Source organism: Streptomyces sp. NPDC001852 (genome assembly GCF_042891825.1).
Lineage (GTDB): Bacteria > Actinomycetota > Actinomycetes > Streptomycetales > Streptomycetaceae > Streptomyces.
The window spans coordinates 198,219-219,127 of the sequence record NZ_JBIATN010000010.1; the positions used below are offsets into that span (position 1 = coordinate 198,219).

The window sequence follows — 20,909 nt, forward strand, 5'->3', positions numbered from 1 at the left end:
AGGGGCGGGCGCTTACTTGAGCTCGGACGCGGTGTAGTAACCGCCGTCCACCAGCACCTGCTGGTAGTTGGTCTTGTCGACGCTGACCGGCTGGAGCAGGTAGGCGGGCACGACCTTGCTGCCGTTGTTGTACGTCTTGGTGTCGTTGACCTGCGGCTTCTTGCCCTTCAGGGCGTCGTCCACCATGGTCGAGGCGACCTTGGCGAGCTGCCGGGTGTCCTTGTAGACGGTCTGCGTCTGCTGACCGGCGATGATCGACTTCACCGAGGCCAGCTCGGCGTCCTGACCGGTGATGACCGGCAGCGGGTTGCTGCCCGAGCCGTAGCCGTCCGACTTCAGCGCGGACAGGATGCCGATGGAGATGCCGTCGTACGGCGAGAGCACCGCGTCGACCCGGCCGCTCTTGTAGGCGGAGGTGAGGATGTCCTCCATGCGGTGCTGGGCCGTCGTGCCGTCCCAGCGCAGGGTGGTGACCTGGTTGAGCTTGGTCTGCCCGGACTTGACCACCAGCTCCTTCTTGTCGATGTAGGGCTGGAGCACGCTCATCGCGCCGTTGAAGAAGTACTGGGTGTTGTTGTCGTCGTTCGAGCCGGCGAACAGCTCGATGTTGAACGGGCCCTTCTTGCCGGCGTCCAGGCCGAGCTTGTGCGCGATGTAGGTGCCCTGGAGGACGCCGACCTTCTCGTTGTCGAAGGAGGCGTAGTAGTCGACGTTCGGGGTGCCGAGGATCAGCCGGTCGTAGGCGATCACCGGGATGTTCGCCTGGTGCGCCTCCTGGAGCACGTTGTTCAGCGACTTGTTGTCGATCGCCGCGACGATCAGGCCCTTCACGCCCTGCGTGATGAGGTTCTCGATCTGCGAGACCTGGGTGCTGGGGTCGTCCTCGCCGTAGACCAGCTTGGTCTTGTAGCCCATGGACTGGAGGTTCTTCACGACGTTGTTCCCGTCGTTGATCCACCGCTCGGAGGACTTGGTCGGCATCGCGATGCCGATGGTGGCGCCCTTGACGTCTCCCGTCTTCTCCTTGCTGCCGCCCGAGCTGCTCTGCCCGCAGGCGGTCAGGGTGAGGGCGAGCGAGGCGGCTCCGGCTATGGCGGCGAGGGCGGCTCTGCGGTTGCGCATGGTGATCAGTCCTTGTTCTTCTCGTCGTTGAGAGGGTTCACGCGTGGCTGGGGAAACGGTTGAGAGCCCCTGGCAGTCGGGAGCCGAGCGGCGCCATGTCGCCGTCCGCGCCGTGCCGGGCGAGCAGGTCCAGGGCGAGCCGGCCGCGCCGCACCCGCTCCCGGGCGGTGTCCAGGGTCACGTCCCGGAGGTGGGTGCCCCACGGGTAGATGCCGGGTGCCCTGGACAGACCGAACTTCAGATACAGCGGGGCGCCGCGTCGGATCAGCTCGGCGACCTCGTACATCCGCACATAGCCGCCCAGGTCGTCGGGGGCCTCGATGTACATGTCCATCGGGGCGGCGGAGACCCGGCGGATCTCGGTGAGGTGGTCCAGCGTCAGATCGCTGGGCACGTTGACGGAGTCGGCGCCGAGCCGCTCGTAGACGGCGTAGGAGGCCGGGTTGACGGGACCGATGAGCGCCGAGACCTTCAGGGTCGTGTCGGCCGGGATGATCCCGGTCTCGCGGGCCCGGTGCAGGGTCCACAGCACGCCCTCGTCGGCGACGAGCAGGCACTTGACGCCCAACTCCGTTGCCCGGACGGCATCTTCGACGCAGCCGGCGACGGCGTCGTGGCCCCGTGCGCGCAGTCCGGCCCCCCGCGAGTCGGAGCGCACCGAGCCACCGATGTCCCACGTGCCGCGCGGGCCGGTGAACAGGCAGAGTTCGATGTCGCGTGCGGCGGTGGCCTCGACCATCTCGGTGATCTCGGCGTCGGTGAGCATCCACACGCCGCTGCCCTGGCTGATCCGGTGGATCGGCACATCGAGGCGCGAGGCCTCCTTCAGGACGACCGTCAGCGCTTCGGGACCCTCGCACGAGGGGATCTCGGTGCGCCAGCGGCCGCCGCCGGGGAAGCCGTGCGCGGAGGCGTCGGCGGGGTCGAGGGCGGGCGCGCCCAGGCCGAGGGCGGAGAGCGCCTGCTCACCGGGTCGGCGGGCCGCCGTGGCGGAAGCGTCGGTCGTCACAAGCTGTCCTTCGTGTTCGATATATCGGACGAGGTTCGCGGCTCGGAGCGGAGCACGGCCCGGGTGGTGCTGCGAAAAAAAGCGGCCGTGGTGGTACGCCGGTCAGGGCGCCGTCAGGTCACGCCCTGACCGGCGTACGTATTCAGGGACGGAGCAGCACCTTGCCCACCTTCGGATCGCCCGCCCCGACCAGCTCGATGGCCTGCGGGAACTCGGTCAGCGGCAGCTCGTGCGTGACCAGCGGCAGCGGGTCGAGCAGCCCGGCGCCGAAGACCCGCACGGTGTGCGCCCAGGCGTCCGGCGGCGCCCCGAAGACGGTGTGCACCTCCAGCTGCCGTACGACGAGATCGGTCGGGTCGAGCCCCTCCGCGCCCGGCGCCGGGATCCCGGTCAGCACCAGCCGTCCGCCGCGCCTGAGCAGCGAGGCGGCGGTGCGTGCGGCGGACGCGGACCCGGCGGTCTCGATCACCACGTCGATGTCGTCGGGGAGTTGCTGGTCCTTGGTGCGGAAGTCGCTCGCGCCGTAACTCCGGGACAACGCCTCCCGGTCCCGTCCGGTGCCCACCACCAGCAGCTCCACCGGCGAGAGGGCCTTCAGGAACTGCACGGCGAACATCCCGAGCGTGCCCGTGCCGACCACCGCGACCCGTTCGCCGGGCAGGGCGCGGGCCTTCAGCGCGGCGGCCGCGATGCAGGCGGCCGGCTCCAGCAGGGCGGCGGCGGTGAGGTCGGCGTCGTCCGGCAGGACGTGCAGCAGCCGCGCCGGGAGGGTCAGTGTGCCGGCCATGGCGCCCGGCTGGGTGAACCCGGTCTCCTCGTAGCCGTCGGTGCACAGGGTGGTCTCACCGGCGTGGCAGCGGTCGCAGACCTGGCAGTTGCGGAAGCCCTCGCCGACGACCTTGCGCCCGACGAGCCCCGCCGGCACCCCGGGGCCCACCTTCGACACCGTCCCCGACCACTCGTGGCCGGGCGTGAGCGGGTAACGGACGTACCCCTCGGGCCGGTTGCCCTGGTACACCTCGCGGTCGCTGCCGCAGATGCCGACCGCGTGCACGGCCACCAGCGCCTCGCCGGGGCCGGGCTCGCGCGGCGTGTGCGGCACGAGCCGGTGCCGGCCAGGGGCCTCGACGACGACGGCGGTGCTCACTTGGTCCCCTTCGGCTTGCGCTGCTCCCAGCCCTCGGCCCACAGGTCGAACCGGGCCTGCTGCTGCGGGAACTCCGCGGCCGCGTCGACGTCCAGCTCGACGCCGAGACCGGGCGCGTCGGAGAGGTGGAAGTACCCGTCCACGACCTGCGGCGCCCCCTTGACCACCTTCTTGATCTCCGCGTCCGCGAAGTCGTTGAAGTGCTCCAGGATCTTGAAGTTCGGCGAGGTGAAGCCGACCTGGAGGGAGGCGGCGGTCAGCACCGGGCCGCCGACGTTGTGCGGCGCGACCAGCATGTAGTGCGTCTCGGCGGTGGCGGCGAGCTTGCGCGTCTCCCAGATGCCCCCGATGTGGCCGACGTCGGGCTGGATGATGTCCACGGCCTGGCTGTCGAACAGCTCGCGGAACTCGATCCGGTCGTGGATCCGCTCACCGGTGGCGACCGGGATGTCCACCTTGGCCGCGACCTTCTCCAGCGCCTTCAGGTTCTCCGGCGGCACCGGCTCCTCCAGCCAGGCCGGCCGGTAGGGCGCCAGCTCCTTGGCCAGCCGGACGGCGGTGGCGGGGGAGAAGCGGCCGTGCATCTCCAGCATCAGCTCGGCGTCCGGCCCGATCGCGTCCCGCACGGCCTCGATCAGCGAGACGGCGTACAGGGTCTGCTGGTGGTCCAGCTCGAAGTGCCCGGTGCCGAACGGGTCGATCTTCAGCGCCTGGTACCCGCGCTCCATCACCCCCTGGGCGGCCTTGTGGTACGCCTCCGGCGTCCGCTCGGTCGTGTACCACCCGTTGGCGTACGCCTTGACCCGGTCCGTCACCTTCCCGCCGAGCAGCTGCCACACCGGCACGCCCAGCGCCTTGCCCTTGATGTCCCAGCAGGCCATCTCCACGACCGCGATGCCGGACATCACGATCTCACCCGCGCGGCCGTAGTCGCCGTACTTCATCCGGCGTACCAGGTCCTCGACCGCGAACGGATCCGAGCCGAGAATGTGGTTGGCCTCCGCCTCCCGCAAGTAGCCGATCAGCGCGTCGGTGTGACCGAGCATCCGGGTCTCGCCGACTCCCGTGATCCCCTCGTCGGTGTGCACCTGGACGTAGGTCAGGTTGCGCCACGGCGTGCCGACCACGTGGGTGCTGATTCCGGTGATGCGCACGGCAGTTGCCCCTCAGCTGTTCGAGATTTCGTCACACGTTCGAAATGCTGGCGTGACAGTAAGGACGGGGCGGTCGGAGTGTCAATGGGTCGAACAGGTAACGGTTTCGACAAGCCTTTCGAGAATTCTTTCGCTTTCTACGAAACTTTCACAGCCCTGCCTAGGAAGACGACCGATGGGGAATCTAGTCTTCCGGCGTCATGGACTACTGCCACCCGTGCCAACGGCACCTCAACGGCGCCCTGGCCTGTCCCGGGTGCGGAACTCCGGCGCGCGCCGCCGCCGAAGCGTCGGCCGCGTACGCGCGCGCGGGCACGGGTGGGACGCCGGAGTACGGCGTCCCACCGCAGTACGGATCGCAGCAGTACGAGCCCCAGCAGTACGGGTCCCCGGAGTACCGCATCCCCCAGCAGTACGAGCCGGCCGGTCCGGAACAGGCGGCGTGGCCGGGGGAGCAGCAGCCGCACGCGGACTGGGCAGCCAAGGCAGAGTCCGATCCCGAGCCCGGTTCCGAGCCCGGTTCCGGTGCCGCAGCCGACGGCGACCACGGACCGGAGACCTCGGCCGACCCCACCACGGACCACGACACCGACCCGGAGCCCGGTGGCCGGGCCGCGCGGCGCCGGGCGCGCGGCGGTGCCGCGGTGGGCCCCGCCGACGCCGACGCCAGCCGCCGCGACCGCAAGGCCGCCGCACACCGGCGCCGGCGCCGCCGTACGGTGCTGATCGCCGCGGGGTTCGTGCTGGCCGCGGGCAGTCTCGGCCTCGCCGAACTCGGCAAGGACGCGCCCTTCTCGCCCTTCTCCAGCGGACAGCCGGACCCGGCCGGGAACGCGGCGGCCGACGGCGGCACCTCCTCCGCGTCCCCCACGGCCGACCCCGCCTCCGACACCTCCGGCGCGACCCCGGGCGCGGCCGGCCCGGCCTCCCCGGACGCCTCCGCGTCCGCCTCCAAGTCCCCCAAGGACAAACACTCCAAGTCGCCCGACGCCAAGGACACGGGCAAGGCGCAGCAGACCGCCGCAGCGGGCGCCGGCACCACCCCCAGGGCCCCCGCGCCCACCGCCACCTCCCACCCCACCGCCACCCCCACCAGCGCCCCCACGACGTCGGCCCCGTCCCCCACCCCGTCCCCCACCAAGACCTGCAACCGCTTCCTGTGGTGGTGCACCTGAGTCCTCGCCGCGCATCCCTGGCCACCTCGCAGGTATCCGGCGCCCGGGGGCGCCCGTGTGCCCGCGGGTGGTCGGGCCGGTCGGTGCCGTGCGGGGGAGGTGGTGGCCCTGCTCCTCCGTCGCGTCCGCCCGGCAGGTCGCCTGACCGGCCTGCCGGGGTGCGCGTGCGTGCCGGTGTGTGTCTGTGCGCCACCCCCGCGCCATCCGCCATCCGGGGTGGCTATGACACCGGGGTGACACCCACGGGGCTCCGCGGCGGTTGAGTCGAACAGGTACATCGCGCCGTACCGGTCTCGGGAACGTCCGGAGCGGGAACGGGCGTTGTGCCGAGAGGGAGCAGCGAGCAGCGGCTCGGTTGAGGAGAGCGGATGACGCAGCAGATCACCGTCCACGGCACGGTCGCCGAGGGCTTCGAGGCGGTGCGCGAGGCGTTCGCCGCCTTCGTCGCCGGTGAACGGGACGACTACGAGGGCCAGTTGAGCGCCTACGTGCACGGGCGGCGGGTCGTCGACCTGTGGGCGGGCGCGGAGGCGGACTCGCTGTACGGTGTGTTCTCGTCCACCAAGGGCGCCGCCCACCTGGTGGTGGCCCTCCTGGTACAGGACGGCACGCTGGAGCTGGACCGCAAAGTCACTTACTACTGGCCCGAGTTCGGCGCCGAGGGCAAGGGCGCGGTGACGCTGAGGGACCTGCTGGCGCACCGCGCGGGGCTGGTCGGCATCGACGCCGGGTTCTCCGCCGAGGAGATGGCCGACGACCGGGCGATGGCCGAACGGCTCGCCGACCAGAAGCCGTTCTGGCGACCGGGCACGGCGTTCGGCTACCACGCGCTGGTGATCGGCGCGCTCACCGGCGAGGTGGTCCGCCGGGCCACGGGCCACACGCTCCAGGAGGTGTACGAGGAGCGGGTGCGCGCCCCGTACGGCACGGACTTCTTCCTGGGCCTGCCCGAGTCCGAGGAGCCCCGCTTCCGCCCGGTCCAGCCGATGCTCCCGACCCCGGAGCAGCAGGCGCTGCTGGACGCCCACCCGACGGGCCCGCACACCCTGACCTCCATCGCCTTCAACGCGCACGTCCCCGAGCCGGGCACCCTGGCGGACCACCCCAACTCCCGCCTCGTACGCGCCAAGGGACCGGCGTCGGCGGGCGGCGTCGCCTCCGCGCGGGGGCTCGCCACGATGTACGCGGCGGCGATCAGCGAGCTGGACGACCGGCCCCCGCTGCTCAAGCCGGACACCGTCGCCGAGGTCGGCCAGATCCACTCCGTCGGCTACGACCTGGTGGCCCGCGCCCACAAGTCGTACGGCCTGGGCTTCCAGGCCACCGCCGACACCTGGCACCCGGTCCTGGGCGCCGGCGCCTTCGGCCACAGCGGCGCAGGCGGCAGCCAGGCCTTCGCCGACCCGCGCAGCGGCATCGCCTACGGCTACACCCGCCGCCGGATGGCGTTCCCGGGAGGGGCGGCGCCGGAGAACGACGGGTTCGTGCGCGCGGTACACCGGGCGGCGTTGAAGGGTGTCTGACGGCCGCTGCTCGAAAAGGGGCGGCGCACCCGGCAGACGCCCCCGCCGGAAAAGAGGCCGCACCCCACGTCCAAGGGTGCGGCCTCCGCTGTCTGAAACGACGGTCCTCAGGCCAGCGTCACGGTGATGTTCCCCCGAGTCGCCTTCGAGTACGGGCACACCTGGTGGGCCTTCTCGACCAGTTCCCGGGCCGCCTCGGCGGAAACGTTGGGAATGCTCGCCGAGATCTCCACGATGATCCCGAACCCGTCGTCGTTCTTGCCGATGCCGACCTTCGCGGTGACGGTCGACCCGGAGACATCGGCCCCCTCGGCCCGGGCGACGACGCCCAGTGCCCCCTGGAAGCAGGCGGAGTATCCCGCGGCGAACAACTGCTCCGGGTTGGTCCCGGCGCCGCTGCCGCCCATCTCCTTGGGCGGGTTGACGACGACGTCGAGTCGGCCGTCGTCCGTGGCGACCCGGCCGTCCCGCCCGTTCTCGGCGGTGGCGACGGCGGTGTACAGGACATCGGACTGCGTGATGGGCATGCGGTTGTCCTCCTCCTCGGTCCGCCGCGACTCGCGCCCACGATCGACGGCGGATTTCGGAAAGAATTTACCGCATGCCGGAAACTGTGGGGAAGGCCGGGCGAGGTCTCAGAGCTTGACGATCATCTTGCCGACGTTGTCGCCGCGCAGCACCCCGAGGAACGCCTCCAGGTTGTTCTCGATGCCCTCGACGACCGTCTCGCGGTACTTCAGCTCGCCCGAGGCGACCCAGGGCCCGACCTTCTGGACGAACTCCGGCTGCAGGTCGTAGTGGTCGCCGACCAGGAAGCCCTCGATGCGGCCCCGGGTCTGGATGAGACGGGCGAGGTTCCTCGGACCCGGCGCGGGCTCGGTGTTGTTGTAGACGGAGATCATGCCGCAGACGGCGATGCGGCCACCCTGGTTCAGCGAACCGATCGCGGCTTCCAGGTGCTCTCCGCCGACGTTGTCGAAGTACACGTCGATGCCGTCCGGCGCGGCCTCGCGCAGCTGCTCGGCGACCGGGCCGTTCTTGTAGTTGAACGCCGCGTCGAAGCCGTACTCCTCGACCAGCAGCTTGACCTTGTCGTCGGACCCGGCGGAGCCGATGACCCGCGAGGCGCCCATGAGCTTGGCGAGCTGGCCCACCTGGCTGCCGACGGCGCCCGCCGCGCCGGACACGAAGACGATGTCGCCCTCCTTGAAGGAGGCGGTGCGCAGCAGGCCGGCGTAGGCGGTCAGGCCGGTCATGCCGAGCACGCCGAGGTACGTCGACAGGGGCGCGGCCGCGGGGTCGACCTTGACGGCGTGCTGCGCGTCCATGACCGCGTACTCGCGCCAGCCGAAGAAGTGCAGGACGTGGTCGCCGGTCGCGATGCCCTCGGCGTTGGAGGCGATCACCTCGCCGACCGCGCCGCCCTGCATGACCTTGCCCAGCTCGAACGGGGCGGCGTACGACTTCGCGGCACTCATTCGGCCGCGCATGTACGGGTCCACGGAGAGGTACTTGTTCCGCACCAGCACCTGGCCCTCGCCGGGGGTGGGTACGGGCGCCTCCACGAGGGCGAAGTCCTCGGGCTTCGGCCAGCCGACGGGACGGCTGACCAGGTGCCACTCACGGTTGATCATGACGGGCCTTTCTCAAATACTTCAGAACCTGAAACAACCATGCTCCTGAATATTTCAGGATGTCAAGTAACCGGCTATCCTGGAGCCCATGTCCACCCCATCGAAGACCCGCCGCCCCGACGCCCTGACCATGGAGGTCGTCGAACTGATCGGTGACGTCGTCGCCCGCTTCTACGCGGACTACGAGAAGGCGGCGGGCGAGCACACGCTGACCGGACCGCAGGCCCGGCTGCTCAGCCTGCTCTCGCTGGAGCCGCTGCCCATGCGCAAGCTGGCGCAGAAGCTGAAGTGCGAGCCGTCCAACGTGACCGGGATCGTGGACCGCCTGGAGTCCCGGGGGCTGGTCGAGCGCCGCCCGGACCCCGCCGACCGCCGCGTGAAGCTGGCCGTCGCCACGGACGAGGGCATGCGCATGGCCAAGGACCTGCGGGAGGGCCTCCGCTTCGCCCGCGAGCCCCTCGCCGGGCTGTCGGAGGAGGAGCGCCGCTCCCTGCGCGATCTGCTGCGCCGGATGCTGGACGGCTGAGAGGGCCCGTGCCGGCCGCCGGGGAATCGGTAGAGTCTCCGCCATGCGCGATCTCGGGGTGGGGTTCGGTCATCTGCTGAAGGGCCAGCGCTGGATGGCCCGGCACGGCCGGAGTTACGGCTTCGGGCTGCTGCCCGGGCTGATCACCCTGGTGCTCTACACCGCGGCGCTGGTCGCGCTCGCGGCGTGGGGCGAGGACGCGGTCACCTGGGCGACGCCGTTCGCCGACCACTGGTCCAGCCCCTGGCAGGGCCTGTTCCGCGGCTTCCTCACCGCCGTCCTGTTCGCGCTCGGACTGCTGCTGGCCGTGCTGACGTTCACGGCCGTCACCCTGCTGGTCGGCCAGCCCTTCTACGAGAACCTGTCGGAGCAGGTCGACGCCGACGTCTCGCCCGACGGCACCGCCCCGCGGCCGGACCTGCCGCTCTGGCGCGAACTGTGGATCTCGGCCCGCGACAGCCTGCGTGTCCTGGTGCGGGCCGCGCTGTGGGGCGTGCTGCTCTTCGCCCTCGGCCTCCTGCCGTTCGTCGGCCAGACGGCCGTCCCGGTGCTCGGCTTCTTCGTCACCGGCTTCTTCCTCACCGAGGAACTCACCGCCGTCGCCCTGCAGCGGCGGGGCGTGGACCTGCGCGCCCGGCTCGCCCTGCTCCGCTCCCGCAAGACCCTGGTGTGGGGCTTCGGCACACCCCTCGGCCTGGCCTTCCTGGTCCCGTTCGCCGCGGTGTTCCTGATGCCGGGCGCGGTCGCGGGCGCGACGCTGCTCGCGCGGGAGCTGCTGGGGGAGGAGAGCGAGCGGGACTCCTCGGCCGACGTCGACTGCGGCTCGCCCGGCTGAGCGGGCGCCCTCGGGCCACCGGCTCGCCCAGCAGCCGCAGGAAGTCCCGGAACGCTCCCGGGTCCACGTCCGTCCCGCCGAGCCCGATCCCGGGCGCCCGGCCCGCCGGCTTCGCCTCCGCCGAGGCCGGTCCCGGCGAGAGCGTCGAGGTGACCGTCGCGCTGCCGCGCCGCGCCTTCGAGAGCTGGGACGAGACGGCGAAGGCGTGGGCGTGTGTGAAGGGTTCGTACGAGATCGCCGCCGGACGCTCGATCGCGGACCGCAGGCTCACCGCGCCGATTAACGTCTGATCCGGGACAAGTCCCCTCACGAGCAGCCCCGGTCCGGGACCTGACCTCCGGACCGGGGCTCGGTGCCTCCGGGTGCGTATAGACTCCCGGCCCGCGAACACCGGAAGACACCGGGCACGGCACGGGGGAGAGACAGACATCGTGTATCCAGGCCAGCAGCCGGGGCCGTACGGCCAGCAGCAGCCGACGGGGCCGTACGGGCAGCCGCAGCAGTACCAACAGCCGTATCCGCAGCAGCCCTACGCGCCGCAGCAGCCGTATCCGCCACAGGGCTACCCGCAGCAGCCGTACCAGGTTCAGCAGCCGTACCCGCCCCAGCAGTCCGCCCAACCGCCCGCCCAGCACGTCGGCGAGGGGCGGATGCGGCTGGATCCCAACCTCACCCCGGCCCAGCGGGACCTGGCGCTGAAGATCCAGGAGAAGTCCAAGCCCATGGCCTACGGCATGGTGCTCGGCATCCCGCTCACCTTCGGCGGGCTCCACTACGGCATCACGCAGAAGCCCCTCGGATTCGTCGCGGCGCTCGCCGGACTGGGCCTGCTGGCCTTCGGTGTCTTCTCGCTGATGCAGATGCAGGCCCTCAAGCGGCAGCTGCGGCTCATCACGGCGGACGCCTGGCGTTCCCCGGCCGCGCATCTGCCCGGCGCCCGCAAGGCCGCCACACAGGCCGCCTATCTCAACGGCCTGCTGGTCCTGCTGTCCCTCGCCGCGACCGGCTACCTGCTCTACAAGGGCGCCGGCTGGGGCGCGTACGGCAACTCCCTCGGCTTCGGCGCCCTGATGACCGCCGCCGCCCTGCCCTTCGGGCTGGCGCTGGCCGCCGCGACCACCGTTCCGCAGTTGCTCCAGGTGATCCCGGCCGGCGCGAAGGTCGGCCGGAGCCTGTACTCGATCATCTTCGTGCTGGCCACGACGGTGACCGGCGAGGGCATCAAGGGCCACGACGTCGGCGCGGTCGTGGCCGGCGGCGTGACCCTGCTGATCTGCGGCGGCGCGATGTCCCTGCTGGGCAAGGCGGCCAAACGGATGCGGGGCGAGACCGACTAGCGGACCCCGAACCCGTACACCGTTTCCGAACGGAACACCCGCCCTGGCCGCAGCACCGTGCTCGGGAACTCCCCCCGGTTCGGGGAGTCCGGGAAGTGCTGGGTCTCCAGCGCGATGCCGTCTCCCGGGGCGAAGGGTTCGCCCAGGTGGTCGGCGGTGTACAGCTGGAGGCCCGGCTCGGTCGTCGCCACGGTCAGGGTGCGCCCGGAGGCCGGGTCGTGCAGCTCGGCGACCTCCTCCGGGACGTCGGTCACCCCCTTGTCCAGGACGAAGTTGTGGTCGTAGCCCGAGCCGACCTTGCGGGGGGAACGGAAGTCGAACCGGGAGCCGGTGACGTCCTCGAGGGCGCCCGTCGGGATCAGGTCCGCGTCGACCGGGGTGAAACGGGCTGCGGCGAGCCGCAGTTCGTGCCCGCCCGCGTGGCCCGAGCCGGCCAGGTTGAAGTAGCTGTGGTTGGTGAGGTTGATCACGGTCGCCGCGTCCGTGACCGCCTCGTAGGCGATCCGCAGCGCGCCGGACGCGTCCAGGGTGTAGGTCGCCGACACCTCCAGACGGCCCGGGAAGCCCTCCTCGCCGTGCGGGCTCACCCGGCTCAGCCGCACCCCGTCCGCCACGGGCTGCGCGGCCCACACCCGCTTGTCGAAGCCGGCGGCACCGCCGTGCAGGGAGTTCGGGGCGTTGTTCGGCTCCAGGGCGTAGACCACGCCGTCCAGCGGGAAGCGTGCGTGCGCGATCCGGTTGGCGTACCGTCCGATCAGGGCGCCGAAGTACGGCTCCGGATGCGCGAGGTAACCGTCCAGGTCCGCGAAGCCCAGCACCACGTTCGCCGCCCGGCCCTCCCGGTCCGGCACCTGGACCGACCGCACGACACCGCCGTACGTCAGGACCTCCACGCGTGTCCCGGCGCGCTCCAGCGTCCAGCGGTGGACCTCGGTGCCGTCGGAAAGTGTGCCGAAAAGTTCGCTCATGTGAAAACAGTAGGCGATGAGTGTCCTAGGCAACCGGATTGTCCGCGGTGATCGTCCGGTACGCGATCGCCGCGAGCCGCGCCTGCCCGTCCCTGCTGGGGTGGAACCAGTCCCAGTGGCTGAGCTGGTCGGTCCCGAAGCGGTAGTCGTAGACCGCGTCGTTGTCGAAGCGGCAGCGGCTGTCCTTGGCACAGACCTCCTTCAGCACCTTGTTGTACTCCACCACCCGCTGCTGCACGCGGTCCCGGCGCAGCACGGCCGCGCTGGTCAGATCGTCCGCGCCGGACAGCATCGACGGGCAGATGCCGAGCTTCCACACCTCCTTGCCCAGCGGATCGGCCCGCCCCTCGGACCACAGCCGCTTCAGGTTCGGCACGCTGGCCACGTAGACCTGGGTCTTCGGCGACGCCTCGCGCAGGGTGCGCAGCGCCTCCTCGAAGTCCGTGCGGAAGGCGGCCACCGAGGTCATCGCCCGCGCCGAGGACCGGCAGGCGTCGTTCGCGCCCACCATCACCGTCACCAGCCCCGGGGTGTGCGCCGCCGCCTGGTCCATCTGCGCGGGCAGGTCCGCCATGCGGGCGCCGGTCACCGCGTAGTTCCAGCTGCGCTCCGCCGCGCCCGCGGCCCCGAGCAGCCGCACCGCCAGGCTGTCCACCTGCGTGTCACTGCCGGTCGCCCAGGACACCTCGGGGCAGTCCGACAGCACCGTGCACGCGTCGAAGCCGCGGGTGATGGAGTCGCCGACCGCGGCGATCGAGTCGGGGCTGCGGTTCCACACCCGCGCCGGTCTGGCCGTACGCGCCCCGGTGCCCTTCGGCGCGGGTGCGTTCCCGCCGCCCGCGTCACACCCGGCGACGCCCAGCACCACGGCCGCCACGAGGCTGAGCGCGGCTCGCGTACGGCTGCTCGGCTTCCGCATCCCCTGCTGATCCCCTCGTCGTCGAACCCGGTACCACCGGGTCTTCGTATGTGCTCCCTCTCATAACAACGCGCGAGGGTTCCCGACCGGGCGCCCGGGAACGGAGCACCCCCGTACAAGCGTCCCCCTGGGTGAATGGCGGAGGTTTCCTGGCACCGGGACCGACGGTACGTCACACTCCTTGCACCGACGCAGGGTAGCCTCGCCATCAACGCGGCCGTCGTGCCACTGCCGCCAGCCAGTCCGCAAGATGTCCCGCTCTGCCCGGAGGTTCCGGTGACGACACGTGGAGTTCTGTACGTGCACTCCGCGCCGCGCGCGCTGTGCCCGCACGTCGAGTGGGCCGTCGCCGGGGTGCTCGGCACGCGCGTCAACCTCGACTGGATCCGGCAGCCCGCGGCCCCCGGCACCTGGCGCTCGGAGTTCTCCTGGCAGGGCGAGGCGGGCACGGCCTCCAAGCTGGCCTCGGCCCTGCGCGGCTGGCACCTGCTCCGCTTCGAGGTGACCGCCGAGCCCTGCCCGACCGCCGAGGGCGAGCGCTACAGCTGCACCCCCGACCTCGGCATCTTCCACGCCGTCACCGGTCTCCACGGCGACATCCTCATCCCCGAGGACCGCCTGCGCGCGGCGCTGACGCGGTCCCGGCGGGGAGAGACCGACCTGGAGGCCGAGATCGCCAAGCTCCTGGGCAAGCCGTGGGACGACGAACTGGAGCCGTTCAGGTACGCGGGAGAGGGAGCACCGGTCCGCTGGCTGCACCAGGTGGTCTGAGCAGGCCGCACGAAATCCGGACAGGCGCACGAAAGGGGCCCCCACCAGCCGGTGGGGGCCCCTTCGGTCACGTACCTCAGAGCGTCCGGAACGCCAGGACCACGTTGTGCCCGCCGAACCCGAACGAGTCGTTCAGCGCGGCGATGCGGCCCTCGGGCAGCTGACGGGCCTCGCCCCGCACGATGTCCGCGTTGACCTCGGGGTCGACGTCGTCGAGGTTGATGGTCGGCGGAGCCGTGCGGTTGACCAGCGCCAGGACCGACGCCACGGTCTCGATGCCACCGGCACCGCCCAGCAGGTGACCGGTCATCGACTTCGTCGCGGAGATCGCCATGTGGTCGACCTCGTCGCCGAACACCTTGCGCAGCGCCTTGATCTCGGCCACGTCACCCTGCGGCGTGGACGTGGCGTGCGCGTTCACGTGCACGACCTCGGCCGGCTTCAGATCCGTGTTGTCCAGCAGGTTCTGCAGCGCGTGCGCGATGCCGTCGCCGGACGGCTCGGGCTGCGTGATGTGGTGGGCGTCGGCGGAGACGCCCTGGCCGACGGCCTCGACGTAGATCCGGGCGCCGCGGGCCTTGGCGTGCTCCTCGGACTCCAGGACGATCACGCCGGCGCCCTCACCGAGCACGAAGCCGTCACGGCCGGCGTCGTAGGGACGGGAGGCGCCCTGCGGGTCGTCGTTGTTCTTGGACATCGCCATCATGTTGCCGAACGCGGCGATCGGCAGCGGGTGGATGGCGGCCTCGGTACCACCGGCCACGACCACGTCCGCACGCCCGGTGCGGATCATCTCGATCGCGTACCCGATGGCCTCCGCGCCCGAGGCGCAGGCCGAGACCGGGGTGTGCACACCGGCGCGGGCACCCAGCTCGATGCCGACGTTGGCCGCCGGGGAGTTGGGCATCAGCATCGGCACGGTGTGCGGGGAGACACGGCGTACGCCCTTCTCCTTGAGGACGTCGTACTGGTCCAGGAGCGTCGTCACGCCACCGATGCCGGAGGCGATGACCGCACCGAGACGGTCCGGGTTCACGGACGAGTCCTCACCGGCCCTCGCGGTGAAACCGGCGTCCTTCCAGGCCTCCTGAGCGGCGATCAGCGCGAACTGCGCCGAGCGGTCCAGCTTGCGGGCCTGCGGCCGGGGGATGATCTCGCCGGGCTCGACGGCGATCTGCGCTGCGATGCGGACCGGCAGGTCGGCCGCCCACTCCTGCTCCAGAAGGCTGACACCGGACGTGCCGGCGACGAGTGCCTCCCAGAACGAAGCTGCGTCGCCACCCAGCGGTGTGGTTGCGCCGATACCGGTGACGACCACGGTGCGATTGGTCGGGCTCACGGGAATTCTTTCTCCAACGGATGCGGGATTCGACGGCGCCACCGCCGGGTGGCGGGGCCTTGCAGCCTCAGGGCCTAAAAGGTGACTCAGGCCTGGTGCTTGAGGATGTAGTCGGTCGCGTCACCGACCGTCTTGAGGTTCTTGACGTCCTCGTCCGGGATCTTCACGTCGAAGCGCTCCTCGGCGGCGACGACGACCTCGACCATGGACAGCGAGTCGACGTCCAGGTCGTCGGTGAAGGACTTGTCCAGCTGGACGTCCTCGGTGGGGATCCCGGCGATCTCGTTCACGATCTCGGCGAGACCGGCGACGATCTCTTCCTGAGTGGCGGCCATGTCAGGCGCTCCTTCTTCGATGTTCCAGACGGTTTGTGGCAGTTGGTCCCCTTGCCGGACGCACGATCCGGCACGGAGTGCCTAGGGGAGAGTAACGACCGTGGCGGCGTAGACGAGACCCGCCCCGAAGCCGATGACGAGCGCGGTGTCGCCGCTCTTCGCCTCCCCGGTCGCCAGGAGCCGCTCCATCGCGAGCGGAATCGAGGCGGCCGAGGTGTTGCCGGTGGTGCGGATGTCACGGGCGACCGTGACATGCTCCGGCAGTTTGAGGGTCTTCACCATCGAGTCGATGATCCGCACGTTGGCCTGGTGCGGGATGAAGACGTCCAGCTCTTCCGGGCTGATGCCGGCCGCGTCCAGCGCCTGCTGGGCGACCTTCGCCATCTCGAACACGGCCCAGCGGAAGACCGCCTGGCCCTCCTGCGTGATGGCGGGGAACTTGACGTTGCCGTCGCTGTCGAGCGGCAGCTCGGACAGGTCGCCGAGCCGGAACCGGTCCCAGGGGACGGTCTGCTTGATGGTCTCGGCCTTGTCGCCCTCGGAGCCCCACACGGTCGGGCCGATCGCCGGCTCCTGCGAGGGGCCGACGACGACCGCGCCGGCGCCGTCGCCGAACAGGAAGGCCGTGGCCCGGTCCTCCAGGTCGGTCAGGTCGCTGAGCCGCTCCACGCCGATGACGAGCACGTACTCGGCGGAACCTTCCGCCACCATGCCCTTGGCGAGGGTCAGGCCGTAGCCGAAGCCCGCGCAGCCGGCCGAGATGTCGAAGGCGGCGGCCTTGTTCGTGCCCAGCTTGTCGGCGATCTCGGTGGCGACGGCCGGGGTCTGGCTGAAGTGCGAGACGGTCGAGACGACCACGGCACCGATCTGCTCCGCGCCGATGCCGGCGTCCGCGATCGCCTTGCCGGCCGCCTCGATCGACATCGCGGCCACGGTCTCCTCGGGGCCGGCCCAGTGCCGGGTCTCGATGCCGGAGCGCGAGCGGATCCACTCGTCGGAGGAGTCGATCTTCTCGAGGATCACCTCGTTGGGCACCACCCGCGTCGGCCGGTAGCCGCCGACCCCGAGGATGCGCGCATACGGGGCGCCCTTGCTGGGCTTGATCTTCGCCATGTACGGGCTCCTTAGGCGCCGGCGTGCTCAGCGATGAGCGCGCGAGCCGCGTCGAGATCGTCGGGGGTCTTCAGGGCCAGCGTCGTGACGCCGGGCAGCGCCCGCTTGGCCAGGCCGGTCAGTGTGCCGCCCGGGCACACCTCGATGAGCGCGGTGACGCCCAGCTCCTTGAAGGTCTCCATGCACAGGTCCCAGCGCACGGGGTTGGCGACCTGGCCGACCAGCCGCTCCAGCACCTCGGCGCCGGTCGTGACGGCCCGGCCGTCCTTGTTGGAGACGTAACGGACCTTCGGGTCGGCCGGGATCAGCTCCGCGGCGGCCTTGGCCAGCGTCTCGACGGCGGGTGCCATGTGGTGGGTGTGGAAGGCGCCGGCGACCTTCAGCGGGACGACCTTGCGGACGCCCTCGGGCTTGTCCTCGTTCAGCGCCGCCAGCTGCTCCAGCGTGCCCGCGGCGACGATCTGGCCCGCCCCGTTGACGTTCGCCGGGGTCAGTCCCAGCTTCTCCAGGTGGGCGACGGAGGTCTCGGGGTCGCCGCCGAGCAGCGCCGACATGCCCGTCTCGGTGACCGCGGCGGCGTCCGCCATCGCCAGGCCCCGCTTGCGGACCAGGCCCAGCGCGGAGGTCTCGTCCAGGACGCCCGCGAAGACGGCGGCGGTGATCTCGCCCACACTGTGGCCGGCGACGGTGTCCGGGGCACTGTCACCCAGTGCCGCGGCGGACAGGATCCCGGCGGCGACCAGCAGCGGCTGGGCCACCGCGGTGTCACGGATGGCGTCGGCGTCGGCCTGGGTGCCGTAGTGCACCAGGTCCAGTCCGATGGCGTCCGACCAGGCGGCCACGCGGTCGGCGGCGCCGGGCAGTTCGAGCCAGGGAGTCAGGAAGCCGGGCGTCTGGGCGCCCTGGCCGGGAGCGACGAGTACGAGCACTCTCACACTCTCTCTTGGGGACGGCCACGGCCGCCCGTGGGGACAGGGACGAAGAACACGAAGGGCTTTTGTGGGCCCCCGACAAAACTTATGCCGGAGTCTCGCCGTCGGCCAGACGCCCGAGGATGAGCGCGATCCGCAGCGTGAACGCGGATCGTACATCCGATGGCGACCAGCCGGTGACGTCAGTCACACGTCTGAGCCGGTAGCGCACGGTGTTCGGGTGAACGAAGAGCATCCGGGCCGCGCCCTCCAGGCTGCTCGCCTGCTCCAGATACACACTCAGAGTCTCCAGCAGCGCCGAACCGGCCTCTTCGAGAGGTCTGTAGATCTCCTCCACCAACTGCTCTCGGGCGCTCGGATCGCCCGCGATCGCGCGCTCCGGCAGCAGATCGTCCGCCAGCACCGGCCGCGGCGCGTCCTGCCAGGCCGAACACGCCTTCAGGCCCGCGGCGGCGGCCTGCGCGGACCGCGTGGCGGCCAGCAGATCGGGTACGACGGGCCCCGCGACCACCGGTCCGGCGGCAAAGGGCCCGATCAGCGACTTGGCGACGGCGAGCGGGTTGCTGCTGCCTCCGGCGATGACGACGAGCCGATCCCCGAGCACCCCCGTGAGCACCTGGAGCTTGGCATGCCGGGCAGCCCGCCGGATGGCCTCGACGGTCAGCTCACTGTCTCCGTCCGGCGCCGTTCCCAGCACGACACACACGTGCTCCGGCGAGTTCCAGCCGAGCGCGGCGGCCCGGCTCACCGCCCCCTCGTCGGCCTCCCCGCTCAGCACGGCGTTGACGACCAGCGACTCCAGCCGCGCGTCCCAGGCACCGCGTGCCTCGGCGGCCTGGGCGTAGACCTGCGCGGTGGCGAAAGCGATCTCCCGGGCGTACACGAGCAGCGCCTCCCGCAGCACGCTCTCGTCGCCCGGCGCGGCCACCTCGTCGATCGCCGACTCCATGACCTCGATGGTGGTCCGCACCATCTCCACGGTCTGCCGCAGCGTGATGGCCCGGGTCAGCTCGCGCGGCGCGGTACCGAAGACATCGGTCGAGATCGCCTGGGGGGCGTCCGGGTGCCGGAACCACTCGGTGAAGGCCGCGATGCCCGCCTGGGCCACGAGCCCGATCCAGGAACGGTTCTCCGGGGGCATGGCCCGGTACCACGGCAGGGTCTCGTCCATCCGCGCGATGGCCTGCGCGGCGAGAGACCCGGAGGACTTCTCCAGCCGCTTCAGGGTCGCGGCGTGCGGGTGGACGTCGAGTGCGCGGTGATCGGCGTGAGGTTCGTGGCTGCGGGATTCGGGTTCGGGCACGGGACAAGACTGCCTTATCGGGACGGGACCGTGTGCCGCCGGGGCTGTGCTTGATGGCTCGGTCGCCTCCGGGGACGCCTCAGCCGGTGTCGAGGCGGCGATCGTGCTCAGCGCTTCGCGCCTCCGCGCGTTCGCCCCCTCGACACCGGCGCGCCCCCTCCGGCTCCCTCGCGGCCGGGGTCGTAGGGACAGTGGGCCTCGGTGGGCCCCTGCCGTGTTGCGGTCGGCGCTTGCCACGTGCCCGGCAGGGCTACCGTGGTGCCCGTGATGGACGTACGGCGCGCCGACGAGCGCTACCCGGGGGGCGAGCCGGAGGCCGGGATCGAGTCCTGGCACGCCTTTTCCTTCGGCCCCCACTACGACCCCGGCAACCTCCGCTTCGGCGCGGTCATCGCCTGCAACGAGGAGCGGCTCGCGCCCGGTGCCGGCTTCGGTGAACACCCGCACAGCCACACCGAGATCGTCACCTGGGTCGTCGAGGGCGAGCTGACCCACCGCGACTCCACCGGCCGCGAGACGAAGGTCCGCCCCGGCGACGTCCAGCACCTCAGCGCGGCGGCGGGCGTCCGGCACGTGGAACGCAACGACGGCTCGTCGCCGCTCACCTTCATCCAGATGTGGCTGGCCCCACGGGAGCCGGGCGGTGAGCCGTCGTACGAGATCATCCCGGGCATCGCCGACTCCACGCCCTACGCCGTCCCGGAGGCCGGCGCGATGCTTCACATACGCCGCCTGTCACCGGGGGAGCGGACGGCGGTGCCGGACGGGGCGTTCGTGTACGTGCATGTGGTACGGGGTGCCGTCCGGCTGGGGGAGGAGGAACTGGGCGCGGGCGACTCGGCGCGGATCACCGACGCGAGGGGCCTGGAGGCGGTGGGGGCGAGCTCGGCGGAACTGCTGATGTGGGAGATGTCGTAGCCGCGGGAGGTGCCTCAGCCCCGCAGCTCCCCGAGCACCGCATCCGTGAAGACCGGCCACACCTCGATCGCCCAGGGCCCGAACGCCCTGTCGGTCAGTGCGGCGCACGCCACTCCCGCGTCCGGGTCGATCCACAGGAACGTACCGGACTGCCCGAAATGCCCAAAAGTGCGCGGCGACGAGGAACTCCCCGTCCAGTGGGGCGACTTGGAGTCGCGGATCTCGAAGCCCAGCCCCCAGTCGTTCGGGTTCTGGTGGCCGTACCCCGGCAGCACCCCCTTCGTCCCCGGGTACTGCACGCTCATCGCCTCCGCCACCGTCCGCGGATCCAGCAGCCGCGGCGCCTGCACCTCCGCCGCGAACCGCAGGAGGTCGGTCACCGTGGACACGCCGTCCTTCGCCGGGGAGCCCTCCAGGGAGGTGGACGTCATGCCCAGCGGCTCCAGCACCGCCTGCCGCAGATACTCGGCGAACGGAATCTCCGTCGCCTTGGCGATGTGGTCCCCGAGCTGCTCGAACCCGGCGTTGGAGTAGAGGCGCCGCTCACCGGGAGGCGCCGTCACCCGGTGCTCGTCGAAGGCCAGCCCGGAGGTGTGCGCGAGGAGGTGGCGGACGGTCGAGCCGGGCGGCCCGGCCGGCTCGTCCAGCTCGATCGCGCCCTCCTCGTACGCGACCAGCGCCGCGTACGCGGCCAACGGCTTGGTGACCGAGGCGAGCGGAAGGCGGTGGCCGACCGGGCCGTGCGTCCCGAGGACGGTCCCGTCTGCCCGTACGACACCCGCCGCGGCGGTGGGGACGGGCCACTTCTCGATCGACGCGAGGCTCCGCAAGCTGTTCAACGACATGGGT

General features: G+C 71.3%; 22 protein-coding genes. 8 read left to right on the top strand and 14 right to left on the bottom strand.

All coding sequences use genetic code 11. The features are described from left to right. Positions 1 to 12: 12 nt before the first annotated feature. The 4 genes from chvE to ACFYZB_RS19420 form a co-directional block, all read right to left on the bottom strand. Positions 13 to 1,122 carry a multiple monosaccharide ABC transporter substrate-binding protein gene (chvE, locus tag ACFYZB_RS19405; RefSeq protein ID WP_388759858.1) on the bottom strand — a complete coding sequence of 370 codons (1,110 nt, stop codon included), beginning with the start codon at positions 1,120 to 1,122 and terminating at the stop codon, positions 13 to 15. Between the two features lie 37 nt (positions 1,123 to 1,159). Next, entirely contained in the window at positions 1,160 to 2,131 is a 972-nt protein-coding gene (locus ACFYZB_RS19410) for a hypothetical protein (protein WP_388759861.1), read from the bottom strand. A gap of 142 nt (positions 2,132 to 2,273) precedes the next feature. Then, a complete protein-coding gene (locus ACFYZB_RS19415; RefSeq protein ID WP_388759864.1) occupies positions 2,274 to 3,278 on the bottom strand; it encodes a zinc-binding dehydrogenase in 1,005 nt (334 codons plus the stop codon). Further along, the gene (locus ACFYZB_RS19420; RefSeq protein WP_388759866.1) at positions 3,275 to 4,432 is read right to left on the bottom strand and encodes a mandelate racemase/muconate lactonizing enzyme family protein; all 1,158 of its coding nucleotides are present in this window, start codon (positions 4,430 to 4,432) and stop codon (positions 3,275 to 3,277) included. The genes ACFYZB_RS19415 and ACFYZB_RS19420 overlap by 4 nt, the downstream gene beginning before the upstream one ends. Positions 4,433 to 4,632: 200 nt before the next feature. Here ACFYZB_RS19420 and ACFYZB_RS19425 point away from each other — a divergent pair, with 200 nt between their 5' ends. Beyond that, positions 4,633 to 5,607, top strand: a complete 975-nt coding sequence (locus ACFYZB_RS19425; protein WP_388759869.1) for a hypothetical protein — start codon at positions 4,633 to 4,635, stop codon at positions 5,605 to 5,607. A gap of 368 nt (positions 5,608 to 5,975) precedes the next feature. Then, positions 5,976 to 7,130 carry a serine hydrolase domain-containing protein gene (locus tag ACFYZB_RS19430; RefSeq protein ID WP_388759871.1) on the top strand — a complete coding sequence of 385 codons (1,155 nt, stop codon included), beginning with the start codon at positions 5,976 to 5,978 and terminating at the stop codon, positions 7,128 to 7,130. Between the two features lie 107 nt (positions 7,131 to 7,237). On the opposite strand, the gene ACFYZB_RS19435 is transcribed toward ACFYZB_RS19430, so the two are convergent. Both ACFYZB_RS19435 and ACFYZB_RS19440 read right to left on the bottom strand, forming a co-directional pair. Next, on the bottom strand, positions 7,238 to 7,657 hold the full coding sequence (locus ACFYZB_RS19435) for an organic hydroperoxide resistance protein (protein ID WP_351203328.1): 420 nt from the start codon (positions 7,655 to 7,657) through the stop codon (positions 7,238 to 7,240). A gap of 108 nt (positions 7,658 to 7,765) precedes the next feature. Further along, positions 7,766 to 8,764 (bottom strand): NADP-dependent oxidoreductase, encoded by a 999-nt coding sequence (locus tag ACFYZB_RS19440; RefSeq protein ID WP_388759874.1) that lies wholly within the window; start codon positions 8,762 to 8,764, stop codon positions 7,766 to 7,768. Between the two features lie 88 nt (positions 8,765 to 8,852). On the opposite strand from ACFYZB_RS19440, the gene ACFYZB_RS19445 reads away from it, so the two are divergent. The 4 genes from ACFYZB_RS19445 to ACFYZB_RS19460 all read left to right on the top strand — a co-directional run bounded on the left by ACFYZB_RS19445 (position 8,853) and on the right by ACFYZB_RS19460 (position 11,462). Then, positions 8,853 to 9,290: a MarR family winged helix-turn-helix transcriptional regulator gene (locus ACFYZB_RS19445; protein WP_388759877.1), complete on the top strand. Its 438-nt coding sequence runs from the start codon at positions 8,853 to 8,855 to the stop codon at positions 9,288 to 9,290. Between the two features lie 43 nt (positions 9,291 to 9,333). After that, complete coding sequence (locus ACFYZB_RS19450; protein WP_351203334.1) at positions 9,334 to 10,125, top strand: EI24 domain-containing protein; 792 nt, start codon at positions 9,334 to 9,336, stop codon at positions 10,123 to 10,125. A 149-nt stretch (positions 10,126 to 10,274) separates the two neighbouring features. Beyond that, on the top strand, positions 10,275 to 10,415 hold the full coding sequence (locus tag ACFYZB_RS19455) for a fibronectin type III-like domain-contianing protein (RefSeq protein ID WP_388759879.1): 141 nt from the start codon (positions 10,275 to 10,277) through the stop codon (positions 10,413 to 10,415). Positions 10,416 to 10,556: 141 nt separating this feature from the next. Next, positions 10,557 to 11,462: a hypothetical protein gene (locus ACFYZB_RS19460; RefSeq protein ID WP_388759882.1), complete on the top strand. Its 906-nt coding sequence runs from the start codon at positions 10,557 to 10,559 to the stop codon at positions 11,460 to 11,462. On the opposite strand, the gene ACFYZB_RS19465 is transcribed toward ACFYZB_RS19460, so the two are convergent. Beyond that, entirely contained in the window at positions 11,459 to 12,430 is a 972-nt protein-coding gene (locus ACFYZB_RS19465) for an aldose epimerase family protein (protein ID WP_388759885.1), read from the bottom strand. The two genes, ACFYZB_RS19460 and ACFYZB_RS19465, sit on opposite strands and share 4 nt — an antisense overlap. A 25-nt stretch (positions 12,431 to 12,455) precedes the next feature. After that, positions 12,456 to 13,349, bottom strand: coding sequence for an SGNH/GDSL hydrolase family protein (locus ACFYZB_RS19470; protein ID WP_388759888.1), 894 nt, complete (start codon positions 13,347 to 13,349; stop codon positions 12,456 to 12,458). A 276-nt stretch (positions 13,350 to 13,625) separates the two neighbouring features. Between ACFYZB_RS19470 and ACFYZB_RS19475 the strand changes: the two genes are divergently transcribed. Further along, positions 13,626 to 14,120, top strand: coding sequence for a DUF3145 domain-containing protein (locus tag ACFYZB_RS19475; RefSeq protein ID WP_388759891.1), 495 nt, complete (start codon positions 13,626 to 13,628; stop codon positions 14,118 to 14,120). Positions 14,121 to 14,196: 76 nt separating this feature from the next. On the opposite strand, the gene fabF is transcribed toward ACFYZB_RS19475, so the two are convergent. From fabF to fasR, 5 genes are all read right to left on the bottom strand, one after another. After that, positions 14,197 to 15,459 carry a beta-ketoacyl-ACP synthase II gene (gene fabF / locus ACFYZB_RS19480; RefSeq protein WP_351203344.1) on the bottom strand — a complete coding sequence of 421 codons (1,263 nt, stop codon included), beginning with the start codon at positions 15,457 to 15,459 and terminating at the stop codon, positions 14,197 to 14,199. Between the two features lie 86 nt (positions 15,460 to 15,545). After that, the gene (locus ACFYZB_RS19485) at positions 15,546 to 15,794 is read right to left on the bottom strand and encodes an acyl carrier protein (protein ID WP_018545314.1); all 249 of its coding nucleotides are present in this window, start codon (positions 15,792 to 15,794) and stop codon (positions 15,546 to 15,548) included. An 81-nt stretch (positions 15,795 to 15,875) separates the two neighbouring features. After that, positions 15,876 to 16,907 (bottom strand): ketoacyl-ACP synthase III, encoded by a 1,032-nt coding sequence (locus tag ACFYZB_RS19490; protein WP_351203346.1) that lies wholly within the window; start codon positions 16,905 to 16,907, stop codon positions 15,876 to 15,878. An 11-nt stretch (positions 16,908 to 16,918) separates the two neighbouring features. Continuing rightward, the gene (locus ACFYZB_RS19495) at positions 16,919 to 17,836 is read right to left on the bottom strand and encodes an ACP S-malonyltransferase (RefSeq protein WP_351203348.1); all 918 of its coding nucleotides are present in this window, start codon (positions 17,834 to 17,836) and stop codon (positions 16,919 to 16,921) included. An 88-nt stretch (positions 17,837 to 17,924) separates the two neighbouring features. After that, positions 17,925 to 19,142 carry a fatty acid biosynthesis transcriptional regulator FasR gene (gene fasR, locus ACFYZB_RS19500; protein WP_351203350.1) on the bottom strand — a complete coding sequence of 406 codons (1,218 nt, stop codon included), beginning with the start codon at positions 19,140 to 19,142 and terminating at the stop codon, positions 17,925 to 17,927. Positions 19,143 to 19,409: 267 nt separating this feature from the next. Between fasR and ACFYZB_RS19505 the strand changes: the two genes are divergently transcribed. Then, the gene (locus tag ACFYZB_RS19505) at positions 19,410 to 20,060 is read left to right on the top strand and encodes a pirin family protein (RefSeq protein WP_388760144.1); all 651 of its coding nucleotides are present in this window, start codon (positions 19,410 to 19,412) and stop codon (positions 20,058 to 20,060) included. A gap of 14 nt (positions 20,061 to 20,074) precedes the next feature. Here the strand turns inward: ACFYZB_RS19505 and ACFYZB_RS19510 are convergent, their stop codons facing one another. After that, positions 20,075 to 20,905 (bottom strand): serine hydrolase domain-containing protein, encoded by an 831-nt coding sequence (locus tag ACFYZB_RS19510; RefSeq protein WP_388759897.1) that lies wholly within the window; start codon positions 20,903 to 20,905, stop codon positions 20,075 to 20,077. Positions 20,906 to 20,909 lie beyond the last annotated feature (4 nt).

Coding starts and splice junctions, on each gene's coding strand:
- chvE (WP_388759858.1), bottom strand. CDS start 1,122: ATGCGCAACCGCAGAGCCGCCCTCGCCGCCATAGCCGGAGCCGCCTCG.
- ACFYZB_RS19425 (WP_388759869.1), top strand. CDS start 4,633: ATGGACTACTGCCACCCGTGCCAACGGCACCTCAACGGCGCCCTGGCC.
- ACFYZB_RS19430 (WP_388759871.1), top strand. CDS start 5,976: ATGACGCAGCAGATCACCGTCCACGGCACGGTCGCCGAGGGCTTCGAG.
- ACFYZB_RS19435 (WP_351203328.1), bottom strand. CDS start 7,657: ATGCCCATCACGCAGTCCGATGTCCTGTACACCGCCGTCGCCACCGCC.
- ACFYZB_RS19440 (WP_388759874.1), bottom strand. CDS start 8,764: ATGATCAACCGTGAGTGGCACCTGGTCAGCCGTCCCGTCGGCTGGCCG.
- ACFYZB_RS19445 (WP_388759877.1), top strand. CDS start 8,853: ATGTCCACCCCATCGAAGACCCGCCGCCCCGACGCCCTGACCATGGAG.
- ACFYZB_RS19450 (WP_351203334.1), top strand. CDS start 9,334: ATGCGCGATCTCGGGGTGGGGTTCGGTCATCTGCTGAAGGGCCAGCGC.
- ACFYZB_RS19465 (WP_388759885.1), bottom strand. CDS start 12,430: ATGAGCGAACTTTTCGGCACACTTTCCGACGGCACCGAGGTCCACCGC.
- ACFYZB_RS19470 (WP_388759888.1), bottom strand. CDS start 13,349: ATGCGGAAGCCGAGCAGCCGTACGCGAGCCGCGCTCAGCCTCGTGGCG.
- ACFYZB_RS19485 (WP_018545314.1), bottom strand. CDS start 15,794: ATGGCCGCCACTCAGGAAGAGATCGTCGCCGGTCTCGCCGAGATCGTG.
- ACFYZB_RS19490 (WP_351203346.1), bottom strand. CDS start 16,907: ATGGCGAAGATCAAGCCCAGCAAGGGCGCCCCGTATGCGCGCATCCTC.
- ACFYZB_RS19505 (WP_388760144.1), top strand. CDS start 19,410: ATGGACGTACGGCGCGCCGACGAGCGCTACCCGGGGGGCGAGCCGGAG.
- ACFYZB_RS19510 (WP_388759897.1), bottom strand. CDS start 20,905: ATGTCGTTGAACAGCTTGCGGAGCCTCGCGTCGATCGAGAAGTGGCCC.